Origin of the sequence: Mycolicibacterium chengduense (assembly GCF_033741155.1) — a bacterium.
GTDB lineage: Bacteria > Actinomycetota > Actinomycetes > Mycobacteriales > Mycobacteriaceae > Mycobacterium.
Window position 1 is genome coordinate 198,990 of sequence record NZ_JAWQNH010000005.1, and the last position, 15,847, is coordinate 214,836.

The 15,847-nt window shown below is 66.1% G+C and carries 15 protein-coding genes and 1 pseudogene; 10 read left to right on the forward strand and 6 right to left on the reverse strand.

What is annotated here, in order from left to right; translation table 11 throughout:
- The first annotated feature begins 7 nt into the window (after positions 1 to 7).
- From mftD to SBI67_RS19555, 10 genes are all read left to right on the forward strand, one after another.
- Complete coding sequence (mftD, locus tag SBI67_RS19510; protein ID WP_318982152.1) at positions 8 to 1,174, forward strand: pre-mycofactocin synthase MftD; 1,167 nt, start codon at positions 8 to 10, stop codon at positions 1,172 to 1,174.
- 103 nt (positions 1,175 to 1,277) lie between these two features.
- Complete coding sequence (locus SBI67_RS19515) at positions 1,278 to 2,531, forward strand: alkane 1-monooxygenase (RefSeq protein ID WP_318982153.1); 1,254 nt, start codon at positions 1,278 to 1,280, stop codon at positions 2,529 to 2,531.
- Positions 2,532 to 2,533: 2 nt separating this feature from the next.
- On the forward strand, positions 2,534 to 2,707 hold the full coding sequence (locus SBI67_RS19520; protein WP_318982154.1) for a rubredoxin: 174 nt from the start codon (positions 2,534 to 2,536) through the stop codon (positions 2,705 to 2,707).
- Entirely contained in the window at positions 2,704 to 2,883 is a 180-nt protein-coding gene (locus SBI67_RS19525; RefSeq protein WP_318982155.1) for a rubredoxin, read from the forward strand. The genes SBI67_RS19520 and SBI67_RS19525 overlap by 4 nt, the downstream gene beginning before the upstream one ends.
- Before the next feature lie 130 nt (positions 2,884 to 3,013).
- Complete coding sequence (gene alkX, locus SBI67_RS19530; protein ID WP_318982156.1) at positions 3,014 to 3,646, forward strand: TetR family transcriptional regulator AlkX; 633 nt, start codon at positions 3,014 to 3,016, stop codon at positions 3,644 to 3,646.
- A 110-nt stretch (positions 3,647 to 3,756) separates the two neighbouring features.
- On the forward strand, positions 3,757 to 5,217 hold the full coding sequence (gene ahcY / locus SBI67_RS19535) for an adenosylhomocysteinase (RefSeq protein ID WP_318982157.1): 1,461 nt from the start codon (positions 3,757 to 3,759) through the stop codon (positions 5,215 to 5,217).
- Between the two features lie 5 nt (positions 5,218 to 5,222).
- Positions 5,223 to 5,696 (forward strand): hypothetical protein, encoded by a 474-nt coding sequence (locus SBI67_RS19540; RefSeq protein WP_318982158.1) that lies wholly within the window; start codon positions 5,223 to 5,225, stop codon positions 5,694 to 5,696.
- A gap of 48 nt (positions 5,697 to 5,744) precedes the next feature.
- Positions 5,745 to 6,959 carry an AAA family ATPase gene (locus tag SBI67_RS19545; protein WP_318982159.1) on the forward strand — a complete coding sequence of 405 codons (1,215 nt, stop codon included), beginning with the start codon at positions 5,745 to 5,747 and terminating at the stop codon, positions 6,957 to 6,959.
- A complete protein-coding gene (locus SBI67_RS19550; RefSeq protein WP_318982160.1) occupies positions 6,959 to 7,978 on the forward strand; it encodes a tetratricopeptide repeat protein in 1,020 nt (339 codons plus the stop codon). Before SBI67_RS19545 ends, SBI67_RS19550 begins: the two co-directional genes overlap by 1 nt.
- A gap of 24 nt (positions 7,979 to 8,002) precedes the next feature.
- A complete protein-coding gene (locus SBI67_RS19555; RefSeq protein ID WP_318982581.1) occupies positions 8,003 to 9,829 on the forward strand; it encodes a CocE/NonD family hydrolase in 1,827 nt (608 codons plus the stop codon).
- A 51-nt stretch (positions 9,830 to 9,880) separates the two neighbouring features.
- Here SBI67_RS19555 and SBI67_RS19560 read toward each other — a convergent pair whose 3' ends face one another.
- The 6 genes and pseudogenes from SBI67_RS19560 to SBI67_RS29245 form a co-directional block, all read right to left on the reverse strand.
- Positions 9,881 to 10,510, reverse strand: a complete 630-nt coding sequence (locus tag SBI67_RS19560) for an FMN-binding negative transcriptional regulator (protein ID WP_318982161.1) — start codon at positions 10,508 to 10,510, stop codon at positions 9,881 to 9,883.
- A gap of 109 nt (positions 10,511 to 10,619) precedes the next feature.
- Positions 10,620 to 10,871 (reverse strand): hypothetical protein, encoded by a 252-nt coding sequence (locus tag SBI67_RS19565; RefSeq protein ID WP_318982162.1) that lies wholly within the window; start codon positions 10,869 to 10,871, stop codon positions 10,620 to 10,622.
- The gene (locus tag SBI67_RS29230; RefSeq protein ID WP_489685569.1) at positions 10,868 to 11,677 is read right to left on the reverse strand and encodes a TNT domain-containing protein; all 810 of its coding nucleotides are present in this window, start codon (positions 11,675 to 11,677) and stop codon (positions 10,868 to 10,870) included. The genes SBI67_RS19565 and SBI67_RS29230 overlap by 4 nt, the downstream gene beginning before the upstream one ends.
- Positions 11,587 to 12,114, reverse strand: coding sequence for an SUKH-4 family immunity protein (locus SBI67_RS29235; RefSeq protein WP_489685565.1), 528 nt, complete (start codon positions 12,112 to 12,114; stop codon positions 11,587 to 11,589). Before SBI67_RS29235 ends, SBI67_RS29230 begins: the two co-directional genes overlap by 91 nt.
- A 12-nt stretch (positions 12,115 to 12,126) precedes the next feature.
- Positions 12,127 to 12,654 carry an SUKH-4 family immunity protein gene (locus SBI67_RS29240; RefSeq protein ID WP_489685566.1) on the reverse strand — a complete coding sequence of 176 codons (528 nt, stop codon included), beginning with the start codon at positions 12,652 to 12,654 and terminating at the stop codon, positions 12,127 to 12,129.
- A gap of 100 nt (positions 12,655 to 12,754) precedes the next feature.
- A pseudogene (locus SBI67_RS29245) lies at positions 12,755 to 15,799 on the reverse strand (toxin glutamine deamidase domain-containing protein); the annotation flags it as partial.
- Between the last annotated feature and the right edge of the window lie 48 nt (positions 15,800 to 15,847).

A 15,847-nucleotide genomic window follows, 5' to 3' on the forward strand; every position in this document is an offset into this window, starting at 1 on the left:
CGAAACGATGGCATGGTTCGAGACCGTGGCCGAGGCGCAACGCCGCGCCGCGAAACGGCTGCCGAAGAGTGTGTACAGCGCGCTGTTGGCCGGATCGGAGAAGGGCAGCACCGTCGCCGACAACACCGCGGCGTTCGGCGAGCTCGGCTTCGCACCGCACGTTGCTGGTCTGTCCAGCAAGCGTGATCTCGCCACAACCGTGATGGGTCAGTCGATTTCGTTGCCGGTGTTCATCTCGCCGACCGGGGTGCAGGCCGTGCACCCCGACGGCGAGGTGGCGGTTGCCCGCGCTGCCGCGGCTCGGGGGACCGCGATGAGCCTGTCGTCGTTCGCCAGCAAGGCCATCGAAGAGGTGACCGCGGCCAACCCGCAGACCTTTTTCCAGATGTACTGGACCGGGACCCGCGACCAGCTGGAGGCCCGGATGGAACGGGCACGGGCGGCCGGCGCCGTCGGCTTGATCCTCACCACCGACTGGTCCTTCTCGCACGGGCGCGACTGGGGTAGCCCCAAGATTCCGGAACGCATGGACCTCAAGGCCATGGCCCGGTTCGCGCCGGAAGGGTTGCGGCGGCCGCGCTGGCTGCTCGACTTCGCCCGCACCGGCCGGGTGCCGGATCTGACCGCACCCAATCTCGCCGAACCCGGAACTCCGGCGCCCACCTTCTTCGGCGCCTACGGCGAGTGGATGCAGACGCCGCTACCTACCTGGGCGGATATCGCCTGGCTGCGGGAGCGCTGGGGTGGCCCGTTCATGCTCAAGGGCGTCATGCGCGTCGACGATGCCAAGCGGGCCGTCGATGCGGGTGTCACCGCCATCTCGGTGTCCAATCACGGCGGCAACAACCTGGACGGCACGCCCGCCTCGATCAGGGCGCTGCCCGCCATCGCGTCGGCCGTCGGCTCCGATATCGACGTCGTGCTGGACGGCGGCATCCGGCGCGGCAGCGACGTGGTGAAGGCGGTGGCCCTCGGTGCGCGTGCCGTGATGCTCGGCCGGGCCTACCTGTGGGGCTTGGCCGCCGGTGGTCAGGAGGGTGTGGAGAACGTGCTGGACATCCTGCGCGGCGGTATCGATTCGGCCTTGCTGGGGCTCGGTTTGGCCTCGGTGCAGGATCTCCGGCCGTCCGACCTGGTCATTCCGGACGGCTTCGCCCGCGACTTGGGAGCCTGACCGGTCGTTTTACAAAAGACGGTTGTTTGTCTAGACGCCGGACAAATGGCGGTCTATAGTCAACTTCAATGGTGATGCCACTCACAGGAGGAGTTGACTGACGATGACGTCGCAAACCGATCTTCAAACCCAGCCGGTGCCGGCTGCCGACTGGCGGGACCGCAAGCGTTACCTCTGGCTGCTGGGCCTGATCGCGCCAACGGCCCTGTTCGTGATGCTGCCGGTGGTGTGGGCGTTCAACCACGCCGGCTGGTCGGCCGCGGCCCAGGCCCCGTTCTGGATCGGGCCGCTGCTGGTGTACGTGCTGCTGCCCATCCTGGACCGGTTCTTCGGGCCGGATGGCCAGAACCCGCCCGATGAGGTGATGGAGCGGCTGGAGAACGACAAGTACTACCGCTACTGCACCTACATCTACATCCCGTTCCAGTACGCCAGCGTCATCATGGGTGCCTACCTGTTCACCGCATCCGACCTGAGTTGGCTCGGGTTCGACGGCGGGCTGGGCTGGCCGGCCAAGATCGGCCTGGCCCTCTCGGTCGGGGTGCTCGGCGGTGTCGGTATCAACACCGCCCACGAGATGGGGCACAAGAAGGATGCGCTGGAACGCTGGTTGTCCAAGATCACCCTGGCCCAGACCTGCTACGGCCACTTCTACATCGAGCACAACCGCGGGCACCACGTCCGCGTCGCCACCCCGGAGGATCCCGCGTCGGCGCGCTTCGGCGAGACGTTCTGGGAGTTCCTGCCGCGCAGCGTATGGGGCAGCCTGAAGTCGTCCTGGGAGCTGGAGGCCAAGCGGCTGGAGCGGGCCGGAAAGTCGAAGTGGCGCCCGTCCAACGACGTGTTGAATGCCTGGGCGATGTCGGTGGTGTTCTACGGCGCCCTGCTCGCGATCTTCGGTCTCGGTCTGATCCCGTACATCCTGATCTCGGCGATCTACGGTTTCGCCCTGCTGGAAACCGTCAACTACCTGGAGCATTACGGGCTGCTGCGGCAGAAGCTGGAGTCCGGCCGGTACGAGCGGTGCGCGCCGGTGCACAGCTGGAACTCCGATCACATCGTCACCAACTTGTTCCTCTACCACCTGCAGCGGCACAGTGATCATCACGCCAACCCGACGCGGCGCTACCAAACCCTGCGCAGCATGGACGGTGCGCCCAACCTGCCCAGCGGATATGCCTCGATGATCGGGCTGACCTACTTCCCGCCGCTGTGGCGCAAGGTGATGGACCACCGGGTGCTGGCCCACTATGACGGCGATATCACCCGCGCCAACATCCATCCGCGGATGCGGGACAAGGTGCTGGCCAAGTACGGGGCTGGCGATGAGCGCTCGCGCGAAGAGCGGAGGGCTTGAGCGTGAGCGCCTTCAAGTGTCCCGGCTGCGACTATGTCTACGACGAAGCCAAAGGTGCTCCGCGCGAAGGCTTTCCGGCCGGAACGGCATGGGGCGCGGTGCCCGACGACTGGACCTGCCCGGACTGCGCGGTGCGCGAGAAGGTCGACTTCGAAGAGATCGGTGCGAAAGCATGAGTGACTACAAGCTCTACGTCTGCGTGCAGTGCGGATTCGAGTACGACGAGGCCAAGGGCTGGCCCGAGGACGGCATCGCCCCCGGCACCCGGTGGGACGATATCCCCGACGATTGGAGCTGCCCGGACTGCGGCGCGGCGAAATCGGACTTCGACATGGTTGAGGTGGCCCGGTAACCGGGGCGAGCGAAGCGACGGGGAAGTGACCGGGGCGAGCGAAGCGACGGGGAAATGACCGGGGCGAGCGAAGCGACGGGGAAATGACTTGACCGCCGATTGGGTGGGGTTAGGCGATAACCTCGGCCCTATGAACACCTCGATGCCTCGACGCACGGTGCCGCGCGTGCCGTACGCCGAGGCATCGCGGGTGCTGCTGCGGGACTCGATCCTGGACGGCATGCGCGAGCTGCTGCTGGTGCGGGACTGGTCCTCGATCACCCTCACCGATGTGGCGCGGGCCGCCGGGATCAGCCGGCAGACCATCTACAACGAATTCGGATCCCGGCAGGGGTTGGCCGAAGGCTATGCGCTGCGGCTGGCCGACCGACTGGTCGATGCCGTCGCGCACGCCATCAACCACAACGTCGGCCAGGTGTACGAGGCGTTCCTGGAGGGCTTCCGGGCCTTTTTCGTGGACTCGGCGTCCGACCCACTGGTCATCTCGCTGCTGACCGGCGCCGCCAAGCCTGACCTGCTGCAGATCATCACCATCGGCAGCGGGCCCATCATCACCCGCTGCTCGACGCGGCTGCAGGAAACCTTCCAGACCAGCTGGATCCGCTCCAGCGACGAGGACGCCGGGGTGCTGGCCCGCGCCATCGTCCGACTGGCCATGAGTTATGTGTCCATGCCGCCGGAAGCCGACCACGATGTGGCCCGTGACCTGGCCCGGCTCATGTCACCGTTCGCCGAACGATACGGTGTAATCGACACCCCTTAGCTGTCAGAGCGCCGAGCGCCTGTCCCGCGAGCCCGCAGGCTAGAGGTGTCTTCGGGGCACAGCTGTGCCGCCGACAGTCATTGACGGTTCAAAAAAAGAGGGGCTCTTACATGTCTGAGCTGAAGGTTGATGTCCGCAACGGCATCGACTACAAGGTCGCCGATCTGTCGCTGGCCGACTTCGGCCGCAAGGAAATCCGCCTGGCCGAGCACGAGATGCCGGGCCTGATGGCGCTGCGCCGCGAATACCACGACGTCCAGCCGCTCAAGGGCGCGCGGATCTCGGGTTCGCTGCACATGACGGTGCAGACCGCGGTGCTGATCGAGACGCTCACCGCGCTCGGCGCGCAGGTCCGCTGGGCCAGCTGCAACATCTTCTCCACCCAGGACCACGCCGCCGCGGCTGTGGTGGTCGGTCCGCACGGCACCCCGGAGGAGCCCAAGGGCACCCCGGTGTTCGCCTGGAAGGGCGAAACGCTGGAGGAGTACTGGTGGGCGGCCGAGCAGATGCTCACCTGGGAAGGCGAGCCCGCCAACATGATCCTCGACGACGGTGGCGACGCCACCATGCTGGTGCTGCGCGGTGCGCAGTACGAGAAGGCCGGCGTGGTCCCGCCCGCCGAGGACGACGACTCGGCCGAGTGGAAGGTCTTCCTCGAGCTGGTCCGCAAGGGCTTCGAGAAGGACAAGACCAAGTGGACCAAGATCGCCGAGTCCGTCAAGGGCGTCACCGAGGAGACCACCACCGGTGTGCTGCGCCTCTACCAGTTCGCCGCCGCCGGTGAGCTCGCGTTCCCGGCCATCAACGTCAACGACTCGGTCACCAAGAGCAAGTTCGACAACAAGTACGGCACCCGGCACTCGCTGATCGACGGCATCAACCGCGGCACCGACGTGCTGATCGGCGGCAAGAAGGTGCTGATCTGCGGCTACGGCGATGTCGGCAAGGGTTGCGCGGAGTCGCTGGCCGGCCAGGGTGCCCGCGTGCAGGTCACCGAGATCGACCCGATCAACGCGCTGCAGGCGCTGATGGACGGCTTCGACGTGGTGACCGTCGAGGACGCGATCGGTGACGCCGACATCGTCGTCACCTCGACCGGCAACAAGGACATCATCACCCTCGAGCACATGAAGGCGATGAAGGACAAGGCCATCCTGGGCAACATCGGCCACTTCGACAACGAGATCGACATGGCCGCCCTGGAGCGCTCCGGCGCCACGCGGATCAACATCAAGCCGCAGGTTGACGAGTGGGTCTTCGGCGAGGACGGCAAGTCGATCATCGTGCTGTCCGAGGGCCGGCTGCTGAACCTGGGCAACGCGACCGGCCACCCGTCGTTCGTGATGAGTAACAGCTTCTCCAACCAGGTGATCGCCCAGATCGAGCTGTGGACCAAGAACGACGAGTACGACAACGAGGTCTACCGGCTGGCCAAGCACCTGGACGAGAAGGTGGCCCGCATCCACGTCGAGGCTCTCGGTGGCACGCTGACCAAGCTCACCAAGGACCAGGCCGAGTACATCGGCGTCGACGTCGAGGGGCCGTACAAGCCGGAGCACTACCGCTACTGAGCCTGGTGCCCAAGAGATTCACGCGGACGATCGCCGCGACGGCCATGTGTGCCGTCGCGGCGATCGGCTGTTCGCACCGCAACGACGAACCCCAGCCGCCACCTGAGCCGCCGGTGCCGGTGCGCCACGACATTCCCGCCCTGGTTGCGGTGTTTCCCACCATCGGGGCGCCCGAAGCCGTCTCGTGGGTGCAATGGACGGGCGATGCCGGTGCCCCCACCGCCGGGGTGCGGTGGACCGATGCCGTGGTGAAGCTGTCGCCGGAGGTGACCGAAGCCATGATGAAGCTCTTCCAGCCCACCGACACGGGCCGCAAGCCCCGGGTGCGCGACGAACTCAGTGCCGAAGTGCCCCAAGGCCCGTTTCTCACCGGGGAGCGGCTCGACAACGGTTTTTCGACTCCGCCGGCGACGAGCACCTACGCGTTCTTGGACCGCGGCCACGCCACCTTGGTGTTGCAGGCCACGAGCCTGGATTAGCCCGTCCCCGCGCTGCGTAGAATTCTGCTCAGCGATCGAGGGGGGCGAATGGCTGAGGACGCGGTCATCCGGGAACTGGCTGCGGCGGTGGAGCGTAGTCCGGAACTGATCGAATTGCGGGTACACCTGGCGACCCTGCTGGTGCAGCGTGAACGCTTCGCCGAGGCGTTGGCCCATTGCAGCGCGGTACTGGCGCAGGACGCGACGCATGCGGCTGCCCTGTCGTTGTTGCAGCGGTGTACGTCCGGGCTGGCGGGCTCGCCCACCAGTCAAGGCGATTCCTCGCCGGAGTTCGACTGGGGGGCTGCCGAGGATCAGGTCGCCGATATCGTCAAACCGGCCTTCGTCGACGATCCAGCCACAGTGGTCGACGAGAATGATTTCGACGCCGTGCAGCGGCCGGTGACGCGGCTGACCGATATCGCCGGTATGGCCGATGTGAAGAAGCAGCTCGAACTTTCGTTGCTGGGGCCCATCCGCAATCCGGATCTGATGAAGACGTTCAAGGTGTCGGCCCGCGGTGGGCTTCTGCTCTACGGTCCCCCCGGGTGTGGCAAAACGTTTGTGGCGAAGGCTGTTTCGGGTGAGCTGGGGGCAAACTTCTATCAGGTCGGCATCGCCGACGTGCTCTCGCGCTGGCTGGGCGAGAGCGAGAACAGCATCCGCGCGATCTTCGACAGTGCCCGCCGCAATGCTCCGTGCGTGCTGTTCTTCGACGAGGTCGACGCGCTGGGGCATCGCCGCTCGGCGTTGAGCGGCTCTGCGGGGTTGCGCACCGTCGTCAATGCGCTTCTGGAGGAACTTGATTCGGCCACATCTGTCAACGATGGTGTGTACGTGCTCGGAGCGACGAATGCGCCGTGGGATGTCGACCCGGCGCTGCGCCGGCCGGGGCGATTCGACCGGATGATCTTCGTCCCGCTGCCCGACGCCGAGGCCAGGGCAGCCATCATGAAGCTGCATCTGCAGGACCGACCGGTCGAGGGCATCAATCTGGCCGAGGTGGCCAAGCGCACCGACGGCTTCTCCGGCGCCGACCTGGCGCACATCTGCGACTCCGCCACTCAACTGGCGATGGCGGATTCCCTGAGCAGCGGGCAGATTCGGCCGGTCCGCATGTCCGATGTCGACACGGCACTGACGCAGATCAGGCCGTCGACGGGGCCGTGGTTCGACACGGCGCGCAATGTGGTCGAGTTCAGCAACCGGGACGGAACCTACGACGCATTGGCCAAGTATCTGCGGCGCCACAGGGTTCGGTGATGTCCTTGGCCGCCGATGCCGGTGATGTCGCCGCGGCGTATCTCGATACCGGGAACTACCAGCGTGCGGCCGAGGTGTTGCAATCCGCACTGGCTGGCGATCCGGGGAATACCGTCCTGCTGGCCCGCTACGCCCAGGCGCGGTTGGGACTCAAGGACTATGCAGGGGCCGCGTCGGCGGCGTACTCGGCGCTGGGAGTGGCGCCGACGAACGCGTACGCCAAACGGGTCTACGCGCTCGCCCTCCACGGCCTCGGCCGGTACCACGAGGCCAGGTGGATGGCATGGCGGACGGTGACCGAGCACCCTGACGACTATCGGGCGCATTACATCTACGCCCATCTACTGCACCTGGCCGGATTCGATCATGATGCCTTCTTGGTGATCAACGAGGCGGTGCGGCTGAACCCCGCCTCCGCGGACGTTCGCGTGCTGCGCGGTGACATTTCCCGGTTGATGTGGAACAGGTCCGCCGCCGAGGCTGACTATCACGAAGCGCTGCGGCTGGAACCCGATAACGCCTCGGCCGTACACAATCTGGCGGTCAGCAGGCTGCGCTGGGGCTCGCTGACGACGGCGGTGCGCGGCTTCCTGGGAGCGGGCCGGCTCGATCCGGAGCTGGGTCCGTTGGCGCGGAAGAACATCGGTGCGGTGCTGATCAGGGTGCTCAGGCTGGCGACGGCTTCGGTGGTCTTTCTTGCGGTCGCGCTGATCGCCATGGGCGGCACGCACGACCTGCACCATTCGACGGTGCTGCCAAGGGTATTCGCCGTGGTGCTGAGTGCCGGTTTGGGTGCGGTCGTCGTCTGGGTGGTGCGCAGTGTGCCGCGCCCGACGTTGCGCACGGTGCTGCGGCAACGCTTCCTGCTGGTGATCCGGCTGGCCTTCCTCATGGTCGCGATGGCCATCGGAATCGGCACCGCGCTGATCGGTGCGGCGAGCGTGGCGGGAGTGCTGGGGCCTGTGCTGTTGCTGGGCGTGATCGGCTTGACGGTGTTGGGCTGGCTGGTCGGCCAGTAGGCTGCGTCTGTGCGAGCCGCGGCGATGCTTGTGACCATTCTCCTGCTGGTCACCGGCTGCGGGCCGGGCCGCAACCCGGCTTCCGCTCCGTTTCCCGCGGCGGCCGGCCGGGGGCCGTGTGCCGTCGACACCGAGCGTGACGTGCCTGCCACCATGCGCGACGGGGTGGTGTTGCGCGCCGACGTCTACCGGCCCAGGAACACCGGTCCCGTCCCGGTGATCCTGATGCGGACCCAGTACGGAAAATCGGGGGCGCAGGTGGAGCCGTCGCGGTATCAGTCACCGGATTGGTTTGCCTCGCATTGTTATCTGGTGGTGGTCCAGGATGTCCGCGGCCAGGGCAGCTCCGGCGGCACCTTCAGCGAGTTCACCAACGACATGAACGACGGGTACGACTCGGTGGAGTGGGCCGCCGCCCTGCCCGGCTCAGACGGCAAGGTGGGCATGTACGGCTCGTCCTATGTCGGGGCCACCCAGTGGCTCGCCGCGGTCACCGCGCCGCCACACCTGGTCACCATCGTCCCGGCCAACACCGGATCGGATTACTACGACGGTTGGACCTATGAGGGCGGGGAGTTCCGGTTGGCGTTCGTGCAGCCGTGGGCCATCGACTCCATCGCCAGCACTGCTGCCCGCAACCGCAACGATCAAGAAGCACTGGCGCGTCTGCAAGCGGCGGCGGCCGACCCGACACGGTGGCTGAATTTCCGCCCCTTCAAGGATCTTCCGCCGATGCAGCCGAACAACCCGGCTGTCGCGCCGTGGTACTTCGACTGGATTCGGCACAGCACCCGCGACGACTTCTGGCGGGCCGTCAGCATCCGGGACCGGTACCCGTCCGTGCGGATTCCGGTGCTGCATTTCGAGGGCTGGTATGACGCGTTCCTGGCCGGCGGAGTGCAGAACTTCGCCGGGATGACGGCCCACGGCGGTAGCGATGCCGCACGCGCCAACCAGCGACTGGTGATCGGGCCGTGGGATCATGTGGCCTGGGGCCGGCCCGACTCGCGTCCGGCGCCGATGCTGTCCGATATCGGCCCGGTCGGCAACAGCCCGATCAACGACCTGATGCTCCAGTGGTACGACCATTTCCTCAAGGGCGTCGACAACGGCATCGGCGGGACGCCCCGCGTCGACTATTTCGTGATGGGCGCCAACACGTGGCGCCATGCCTCGGGTTGGCCACTGCCGCAGACGCAATGGGTGAATTGGTACCTGTCGGGCAACGGCGGGCTGGCCGAGCGCACGGGGTCGTTGCAGCCGGTGCTTCCGGCGGCGCAGGGGCCCGACACCTACACCTATGACCCGGCGTATCCGGCGCCAAGCCTGGGTGGCCATTCCTGCTGCGGTGCGCTGTCAGGGCCGCAGGGTCCCTATGATCAGACGCCGGTGGAACAGCGCTCGGATGTGTTGGTGTACGACTCGGCGCCGCTGTCCCAGGACACCGAGATTACCGGGCCCGCGACGGTGACGCTGTGGGCGTCGTCGTCCGCGGTGGATACGGATTTTACCGCCAAGCTCGTCGTGGTGAAGCCCGACGGGCAGGCGGTGAACCTGAACAACGGGATTCTGCGGACCGCGTTCCGGGACTCGCTATCGCAGCCGACGCCGATCGAGCCGGGCCGGCCGTATGAGTTGCGGATTGAAATCTGGCCGACCAGTTACGAATTTCGGGCGGGGGAGCGGGTGCGGCTGGAGATTTCCAGCAGTGATTACCCGCAGTTCGCGCCGAATCCCAACACCGGGGCGCCGTTCGGCCAGGACACCAGGACGCTGCCCGCCGTGCAGACCATCCTGCACGATCCCGCTCATCCGTCGTCGATCACGCTGCCGATCATCCCGGCCGGCTGAGCCCGAACGTGCGCTTGCGCGTCATGTCGTTCGCAGTTTTCGCGTTCAAGTTCACGTTCGCGCCGGTGGTGATGGCCGGAACCGCTGCACCGCTTCGGCGCCGGCGTCATCGTCGGAGTCCTTGAGCCCGTTGATGACTCCGTCGATATCGGCGGCGGGCCGGTTCTGGCTGAGTTTGAACTTGGCCTCGATCCGGGTGATGGCGATCTCGATGCCCACGATGGCGCGCAGTTGGCCGGCGAGGTACTTCGGCGGGGCGTCATCGACGCTCCACGGCTGGGGTCGGTTGGCTTCGTGCTTGTCGGTGAGCCGGCGCAGCAGGCTGTCCAGCCAGGCTGGGTCGTCGTGCACGGTGACGGTGCCGTACACGTGGGCGGTCAGGTAGTTCCAAGTGGGCACGACACGGCCGTGCTCGGCTTTCGACGCATACCAGCTGGGGGAGATGTAGGAGTCAGGGCCGCGGACGATCACCAGCGCCTCACCGAGGACGGGCTGTTGCCACTGCGGGTTGTTGCGGGCCACGTGGCCCTGCAACGTGCGCTGCTCGGCGTCGTAGACGAAGGGCAGCATGGTGGCGACCAGGCCTTCGGGTGTGGCGGTGATCAGGTCGGCCGCCCCGTGGTGGGTGAGCAGGTCATCGACCGAGGCGTCGTCGGCGGCGAAGTGGGCGGGGACGTACATGGGTCAAGCGTCCGCGACGGGGAGGGTGGGGGCAAGGGGGTTTCGGGGATGTCCCGGTCAAGTTGGAAGCAGGTGGCAATCGGGGCCACCCGTCGCCTGCCGAAAGTACTCAGCGAGGGCCAATGACGCCGGCCAGTAGCTGACTGTATGCAAGTCGCCCCAACAGCTGGAAGCAGGCGTCGGACTCTGTCGTCAGACGTACCAAATTGTTCTTGTTGCCTCGCTCATACCAGTAGACCTCCCATGCGCCGTCGCTGGATTGCTCGACACAGAATGAGTAATCGGCGTGGCCGCCAAGCGCCAAGACGTCCGGCGCAATGCCGATTGACGACAACACCTTGGCTAGTTCAGTCAGATTCACAGGGCAACCTCTCGCAAGTAGCCAGCATTAAGAAGATCCACGATGGGACGAGTGAAGTAGTACTGGACGCCGCCGCCAGGCTGGCCCATAGCGGGAGCAATTGGGCCTTCCCACAAGGGTATTGGCCGTATCACTTCATACCGATGGTACCCCGCGTCGAGGCTGTGAGGCGGAAGAGCCCGCAATGGGAACTCCGTGCCGACGGGCGATCCAAATTGGCCGAATCCTGGACCGAACCGGTCGAACATCTCCCCTGGTTGCAGAACTGCTGGTGTCCGTGCTTCCGGCGTGCTGAAACCCTGCGGGTGATGTTGAGGGTCTGGCCATGTCAGGTCGGGGTTGCCATGCCGATCGCGATTGCCACTTGGCCAATACTCGCGATTCCAGTCTTCTTCCGACAACCCGCCCTTCGGGTCGTAGTCATTTGGAACCAACGCTCTCACCTCCGGGTGTGAACTCGGCGCGCCCGGGGAAAGCGCATCGTTTACGCGAGTTGGGTTAGCTGCTGCAGCATCGAGTAACCCTTCGTCCAGTAATCCAGCTGCGGGATGGACCAATTGATCAGTCGGGATGGTATGCCCAGTCAAGTCATAGTCGCGTTCGTGACCTGACGGCTGCTCAGAATGATCGCCCGCGGGGTGTGGCAGTGGTGGTTCGTGGCGCCCTTCGTCCAATTGATGCGGGATGTCCGCGGCCAGGCCAGCCCTTCCGCCTCCTACACCTCGGTTGTCGCCACCTCCGGCCACACCCCGTGGTTCTGTCGGCTCAGCCACTCCGCGTGCGACGTCGCCACGCTCGCCGGCCACCCTCTCGGCTCGTGAGCCAGAGTCTGCTTCTCGATGGCCAGGAGATTCTGCTGGGTGGGTGCCGGGGGATCGGTCAGCGACTCCACCGTCATCTGATAGTCGATGGTCTGCGCGTCCTCCCGTACCCGCCAGATCATGATCCGTGACTGATGCGGGTAGATCCGGCTCCCGCCCCGGTTGAACCCCGTCTCCTTGAACGTCGTGTACGCCTCGGCCACCATCGTCTCCGACCAGCTCGGGTACTGATAGATGATCCCCGTCTCCGAATCGATCACCAGCCGGGCCAAGCCGACTGCTTGACCCGAGGCCATCTGTTCCGGAGAAAGCACTTTGGTCACCACCCAACCCTTCTGGATTGGGCGCACTTGGAATGTCTCGGTTGGTGACATCAGCGCCAGATACGCCAATGCCTGCTCCCTGGTGTCCAGCTCCGCCATCGTTGTGCTCGCCTACCGGTACGTGGTATCCGTCTCCGGCCACACGCCCTGATTCTGACGGCTCACCCACCTCGCGTGTGACGCCGCCACTTTCGACAGCGGATCCCTCGGGTCGCACAGACCCGTGTGCTTCTCGATTGTCAGCGGGTGATCCTGCGTCGGCTCGGGGGGATTGCTCAGAGACGCCGCCGTCAACCGATATGCGATCGTCGTTGTGTCCTCCTGCGTACGTCGAATCCTGATCTCCCACTGGTGTGGATAGATCTGATTCCCGGCCCGGTTGAGTCCCGTCTCCTTGAACGTCGTGTACGCCTCGGCCACCATCGTCTCCGACCAGCTCGGGTACTGATACACGATCCCCGTCTCCGAATCGATCACCAGCCTCGCCAGTCCCACTGCCTGGCCCGCCGCCATCTGCTCCGGGGAAAGCACTTTCGTCGCCATCCATCCGTACCGAAACGGTTGCACGTGATAGGTCTGGCTCGGAGCCATCTCGGCCAGATACGCCAGCACCTGTTCCCTGGTGTCCAATTCCGGCATGGTGCACTCCTTGACTGGGTTCGATCGGCGTGAAGTGAAGGTAAGTTGACTGCTCGACCATCCAGGCAGGGGGACGGTCCGAGGTCAATCCTTGCTGCGGATCCCACCACACCGGGCCTCCGCCGCCTTCGGGATGCACGATGACCGTCGCATGTGACCCGCTGGTGATGGGCATTCCGTGGGCGTCGAAAAGGTATTCGCCGGTGATCAAGTCGCGGGCGTGCCAGCCGTTGACCACCAGCGCGGCAGATCCGGGGCCGAGTTGGTTGATGTACCGGTGGAGCAGATCGAACTGGTCGGAGAGCCCGTGGTCGGGAAACTCCAATAGCCCATCGCCGAGCCAATTTTGGGCGCGATTCAAGCCGTTGCGCTCGCCGGATTCCCTGTCGATGGTCCCGTCCGGCAATTCGTCCAGATACCGAGGCGCGGAGACGGTCGGCTCCCCGCGGAACGATGACAGCGCCGAAAGTGAACAGTCGAGACAATTGTTCGAGCGGCCGTCGACGGTCGGCCCACCATCATTGATCAAGTTGCCGTAGTCGTTCGTCCGGGGATCGGCATGCCGAACGTAGTTTCCCTGCGGGTCGCGCAGGGCGTCCTCCACCGCCCGCTGGTACGCGGGATCCTCGACATGGTCGAGCTGGCCCGGACCGTAGATCCGATCGTTCGCCGGATTGCCCACCGGCCCGGAATGATCCGCATGTTCGGGCCCGGTGCCGGCACCCGGGTCATGGCTGGAGCCGGCGGGTTCAGTGGGATGATGCTCTGCGGTAGTCGGTGTTTCATCCCGATGAGGTGCGGAATGGTCTTCGGCTCGGGCTGCGGGAGCATCCTGCGTGGGGCGTAGCTGTTCGCGCGCGGGCGCCGATTCGGGCGGGGTCGCGCTCGCCTTCACCGGCGCCGACGGTGAACGCTCGGCCGACGGTCCCGCGCCAGTCGGGGATGGTGAATTCGTCTGCGGGGAGCGGGTGTCCGGTGACCGACCTTCTGGCGACCGAGCCTCCGGTGTGCGCGTGGACGCGTCCGGAGCCGGCGTGCGGGCGGCGGGGGAGTGATCGCCTGCGGCGTGCATGGGGCCGGCGACGTGCGGACCCATCGGCATACCGCCGACCATGGGCGTCGGCGCAGTGGGGTGTTGTCCGGTGGGCGTCGACGCCGGACTTGTGTCGACGGATTCGTGCGTGGACGGCTGATGTGCGGCCGGCTCGTGCACACGGGGCTGGTCGACGGTCGGCTGGTGCTCCACCGGAGGATGGCTCGCCGTCGGCGGCTCATTGCCGCCAGGCGTGGAGGTTTCCCTGATCTCGGTGGTGCGCGAACCCGCTTCCGGTGCATGTGAACCCGCCTCGGGCGCATGTGAACCCGGCTCTGGTGCGCGTGGCGTCTCGGGAGTCCCTGCCGGACTGTGTGTTTCATGCGGGGGCGAGGCCGCCGGTGGTGACGCCTCGGGAGCGCGCGGCGACGCTTCCGGCGCGCTCGGTGACTGCTCCGGCGTATGCGACGTCGGTCCCGGTGTATGTGACGGGGGGCCCGGTGGTTGCGGTGCCGACCCGTCCACTCGGCCTGGTCCGGAATCTGCGGGAGACGGCGGAACCGAACGTCCCGGTGGATCCGGTGGCGGGTTGGCACCACCTCCTTGATGGGTGCCGCCGGGCGTGCTCTGCGGTCCCGGCGGGTCGGGTGGCCCGGCCGGTCCGTGCGGGCTGTCCAGTCCGCGCGGCGTGGTCGGCGCGTCGATACCGTGTGGGGCGGTCGGCCCGACCAGCGAATCGGGCACCGCGCCGGGCCTGACCTCCGGCACATCGGGGACCCCTTGTCCGCCTGGAAGATCTCCCACCCCGTCGAACTTCGGCGCGCCGCGGCTCCACTCACCGATCTCGCCGAGCTTGGGCAGACGGCCCTCTTCCAGCACCCGACGAGTCATGTTCAGGCTCTTGGCCACGCTGCCGGTCTTCGAGAGCGCCCCGCCCGGCACGAACAACGACCCGATATTGAACGCCGCCTCACCGGCGCCCCGGCCGGGGTGGTCACCCTTCCATTGGTCCAGCGCGATGAACTGCTTGCCCATTTCGGCCAGCACGCCGGGTGCTTTGCTGGGATCGTTCGCCACTTCCCAAGCCTTTTCGGCCATGCCCTTCCACGTCGCCGGATCGGCCATTGACACGACACCGGACACGGTGTTGATCAGACCGTTGGCCAGACCCACCTCGAAGTCGGTATAGAGGGTGACGGCGTCGGCCAGGAAATTGCCGACGTCGTCGCCGAATTGAGCGACGAGAACGGGCCGGATCCACTTCTGGAAAGCGTCCGCGGCGTCGCTGATCACATTCTTGAGTTCGTTGAGCAGGCCGACAATTCCCTCGACCTGGCGCTGGAAGTTGCCCAGCACGGTACTGACGTCGCGGGCGACCTCGCGGAGCACCTTCATGCCATCGCCGGTGAAGAAGTCGGTCACCGTGTCCCACAGTCCCGACAGCGACAGCCGGTCCAGCAGTCGGCGGATGGCATCTTGGACCTGTTGCACCTCCTTGGCGAAATCCGAGATCTTCTGGGCAGTTGTCGTGGCCGTGTCCGTGAGGTGCGACATGGCCGTGCCCAGGTTGTCGAACGCCTCGGAGATCTTGTCGCCTTCGGGAATGTGCTGCGCCGCGACGGCCGGCTTGAGGGCATTGAGCTCCGACTGGAAGATGGCGAACCCGGTGCTGAAATTCCGCCATTGCGCTGCAAGCACATTCATCATCGCGGCGTTTCCGGACGGCCAGCTCATCGCCGTGCCGGCGATCAATCCGAGCCCAGGCAGGACCTGTAGCAGGGGCTCGACCAGGTACCACTTGCTGGGCGGCGGAACCATGACCCCGTTAGGTCCCGTGGGCAGATCGGCGGCTACCTTCTCGGCAGGCGCCGGCCCGACACCGCCGCTCGCGCCCTGGCCTCCGATGGTCGATGCCGCGTCGGCATTACGATAGTTGTAGCCGGTTGCCTGGAGCATGCGGCCGACGCCCAGATACGAATTCGCCGCCATGGCCAGTGTTTTCGCGAAATCGTCAGCGATTCGGCCGTACTGCAGTCCGAAGCTCAGGCCCGCGCTATCCGCACCAGAGGCGATGCCACCGCCCAGCGCCGCACCCAGTGAGTCGGACAGCATCGCCAGCTGCGAGCCCAGCGATTCGACGCGCTTGCCCGCGTTGATCAG

Excerpts from the sequence above, each read along its gene's own strand:
- mftD (WP_318982152.1), top strand. The coding sequence starts at position 8 with ATGGCATGGTTCGAGACCGTGGCCGAGGCGCAACGCCGCGCCGCGAAA.
- SBI67_RS19515 (WP_318982153.1), top strand. The coding sequence starts at position 1,278 with ATGACGTCGCAAACCGATCTTCAAACCCAGCCGGTGCCGGCTGCCGAC.
- SBI67_RS19525 (WP_318982155.1), top strand. The coding sequence starts at position 2,704 with ATGAGTGACTACAAGCTCTACGTCTGCGTGCAGTGCGGATTCGAGTAC.
- alkX (WP_318982156.1), top strand. The coding sequence starts at position 3,014 with ATGAACACCTCGATGCCTCGACGCACGGTGCCGCGCGTGCCGTACGCC.
- ahcY (WP_318982157.1), top strand. The coding sequence starts at position 3,757 with ATGTCTGAGCTGAAGGTTGATGTCCGCAACGGCATCGACTACAAGGTC.
- SBI67_RS19545 (WP_318982159.1), top strand. The coding sequence starts at position 5,745 with ATGGCTGAGGACGCGGTCATCCGGGAACTGGCTGCGGCGGTGGAGCGT.
- SBI67_RS19550 (WP_318982160.1), top strand. The coding sequence starts at position 6,959 with ATGTCCTTGGCCGCCGATGCCGGTGATGTCGCCGCGGCGTATCTCGAT.
- SBI67_RS19555 (WP_318982581.1), top strand. The coding sequence starts at position 8,003 with ATGCTTGTGACCATTCTCCTGCTGGTCACCGGCTGCGGGCCGGGCCGC.
- SBI67_RS19560 (WP_318982161.1), bottom strand. The coding sequence starts at position 10,510 with ATGTACGTCCCCGCCCACTTCGCCGCCGACGACGCCTCGGTCGATGAC.
- SBI67_RS29235 (WP_489685565.1), bottom strand. The coding sequence starts at position 12,114 with ATGGCGGAGCTGGACACCAGGGAGCAGGCATTGGCGTATCTGGCGCTG.
- SBI67_RS29240 (WP_489685566.1), bottom strand. The coding sequence starts at position 12,654 with ATGCCGGAATTGGACACCAGGGAACAGGTGCTGGCGTATCTGGCCGAG.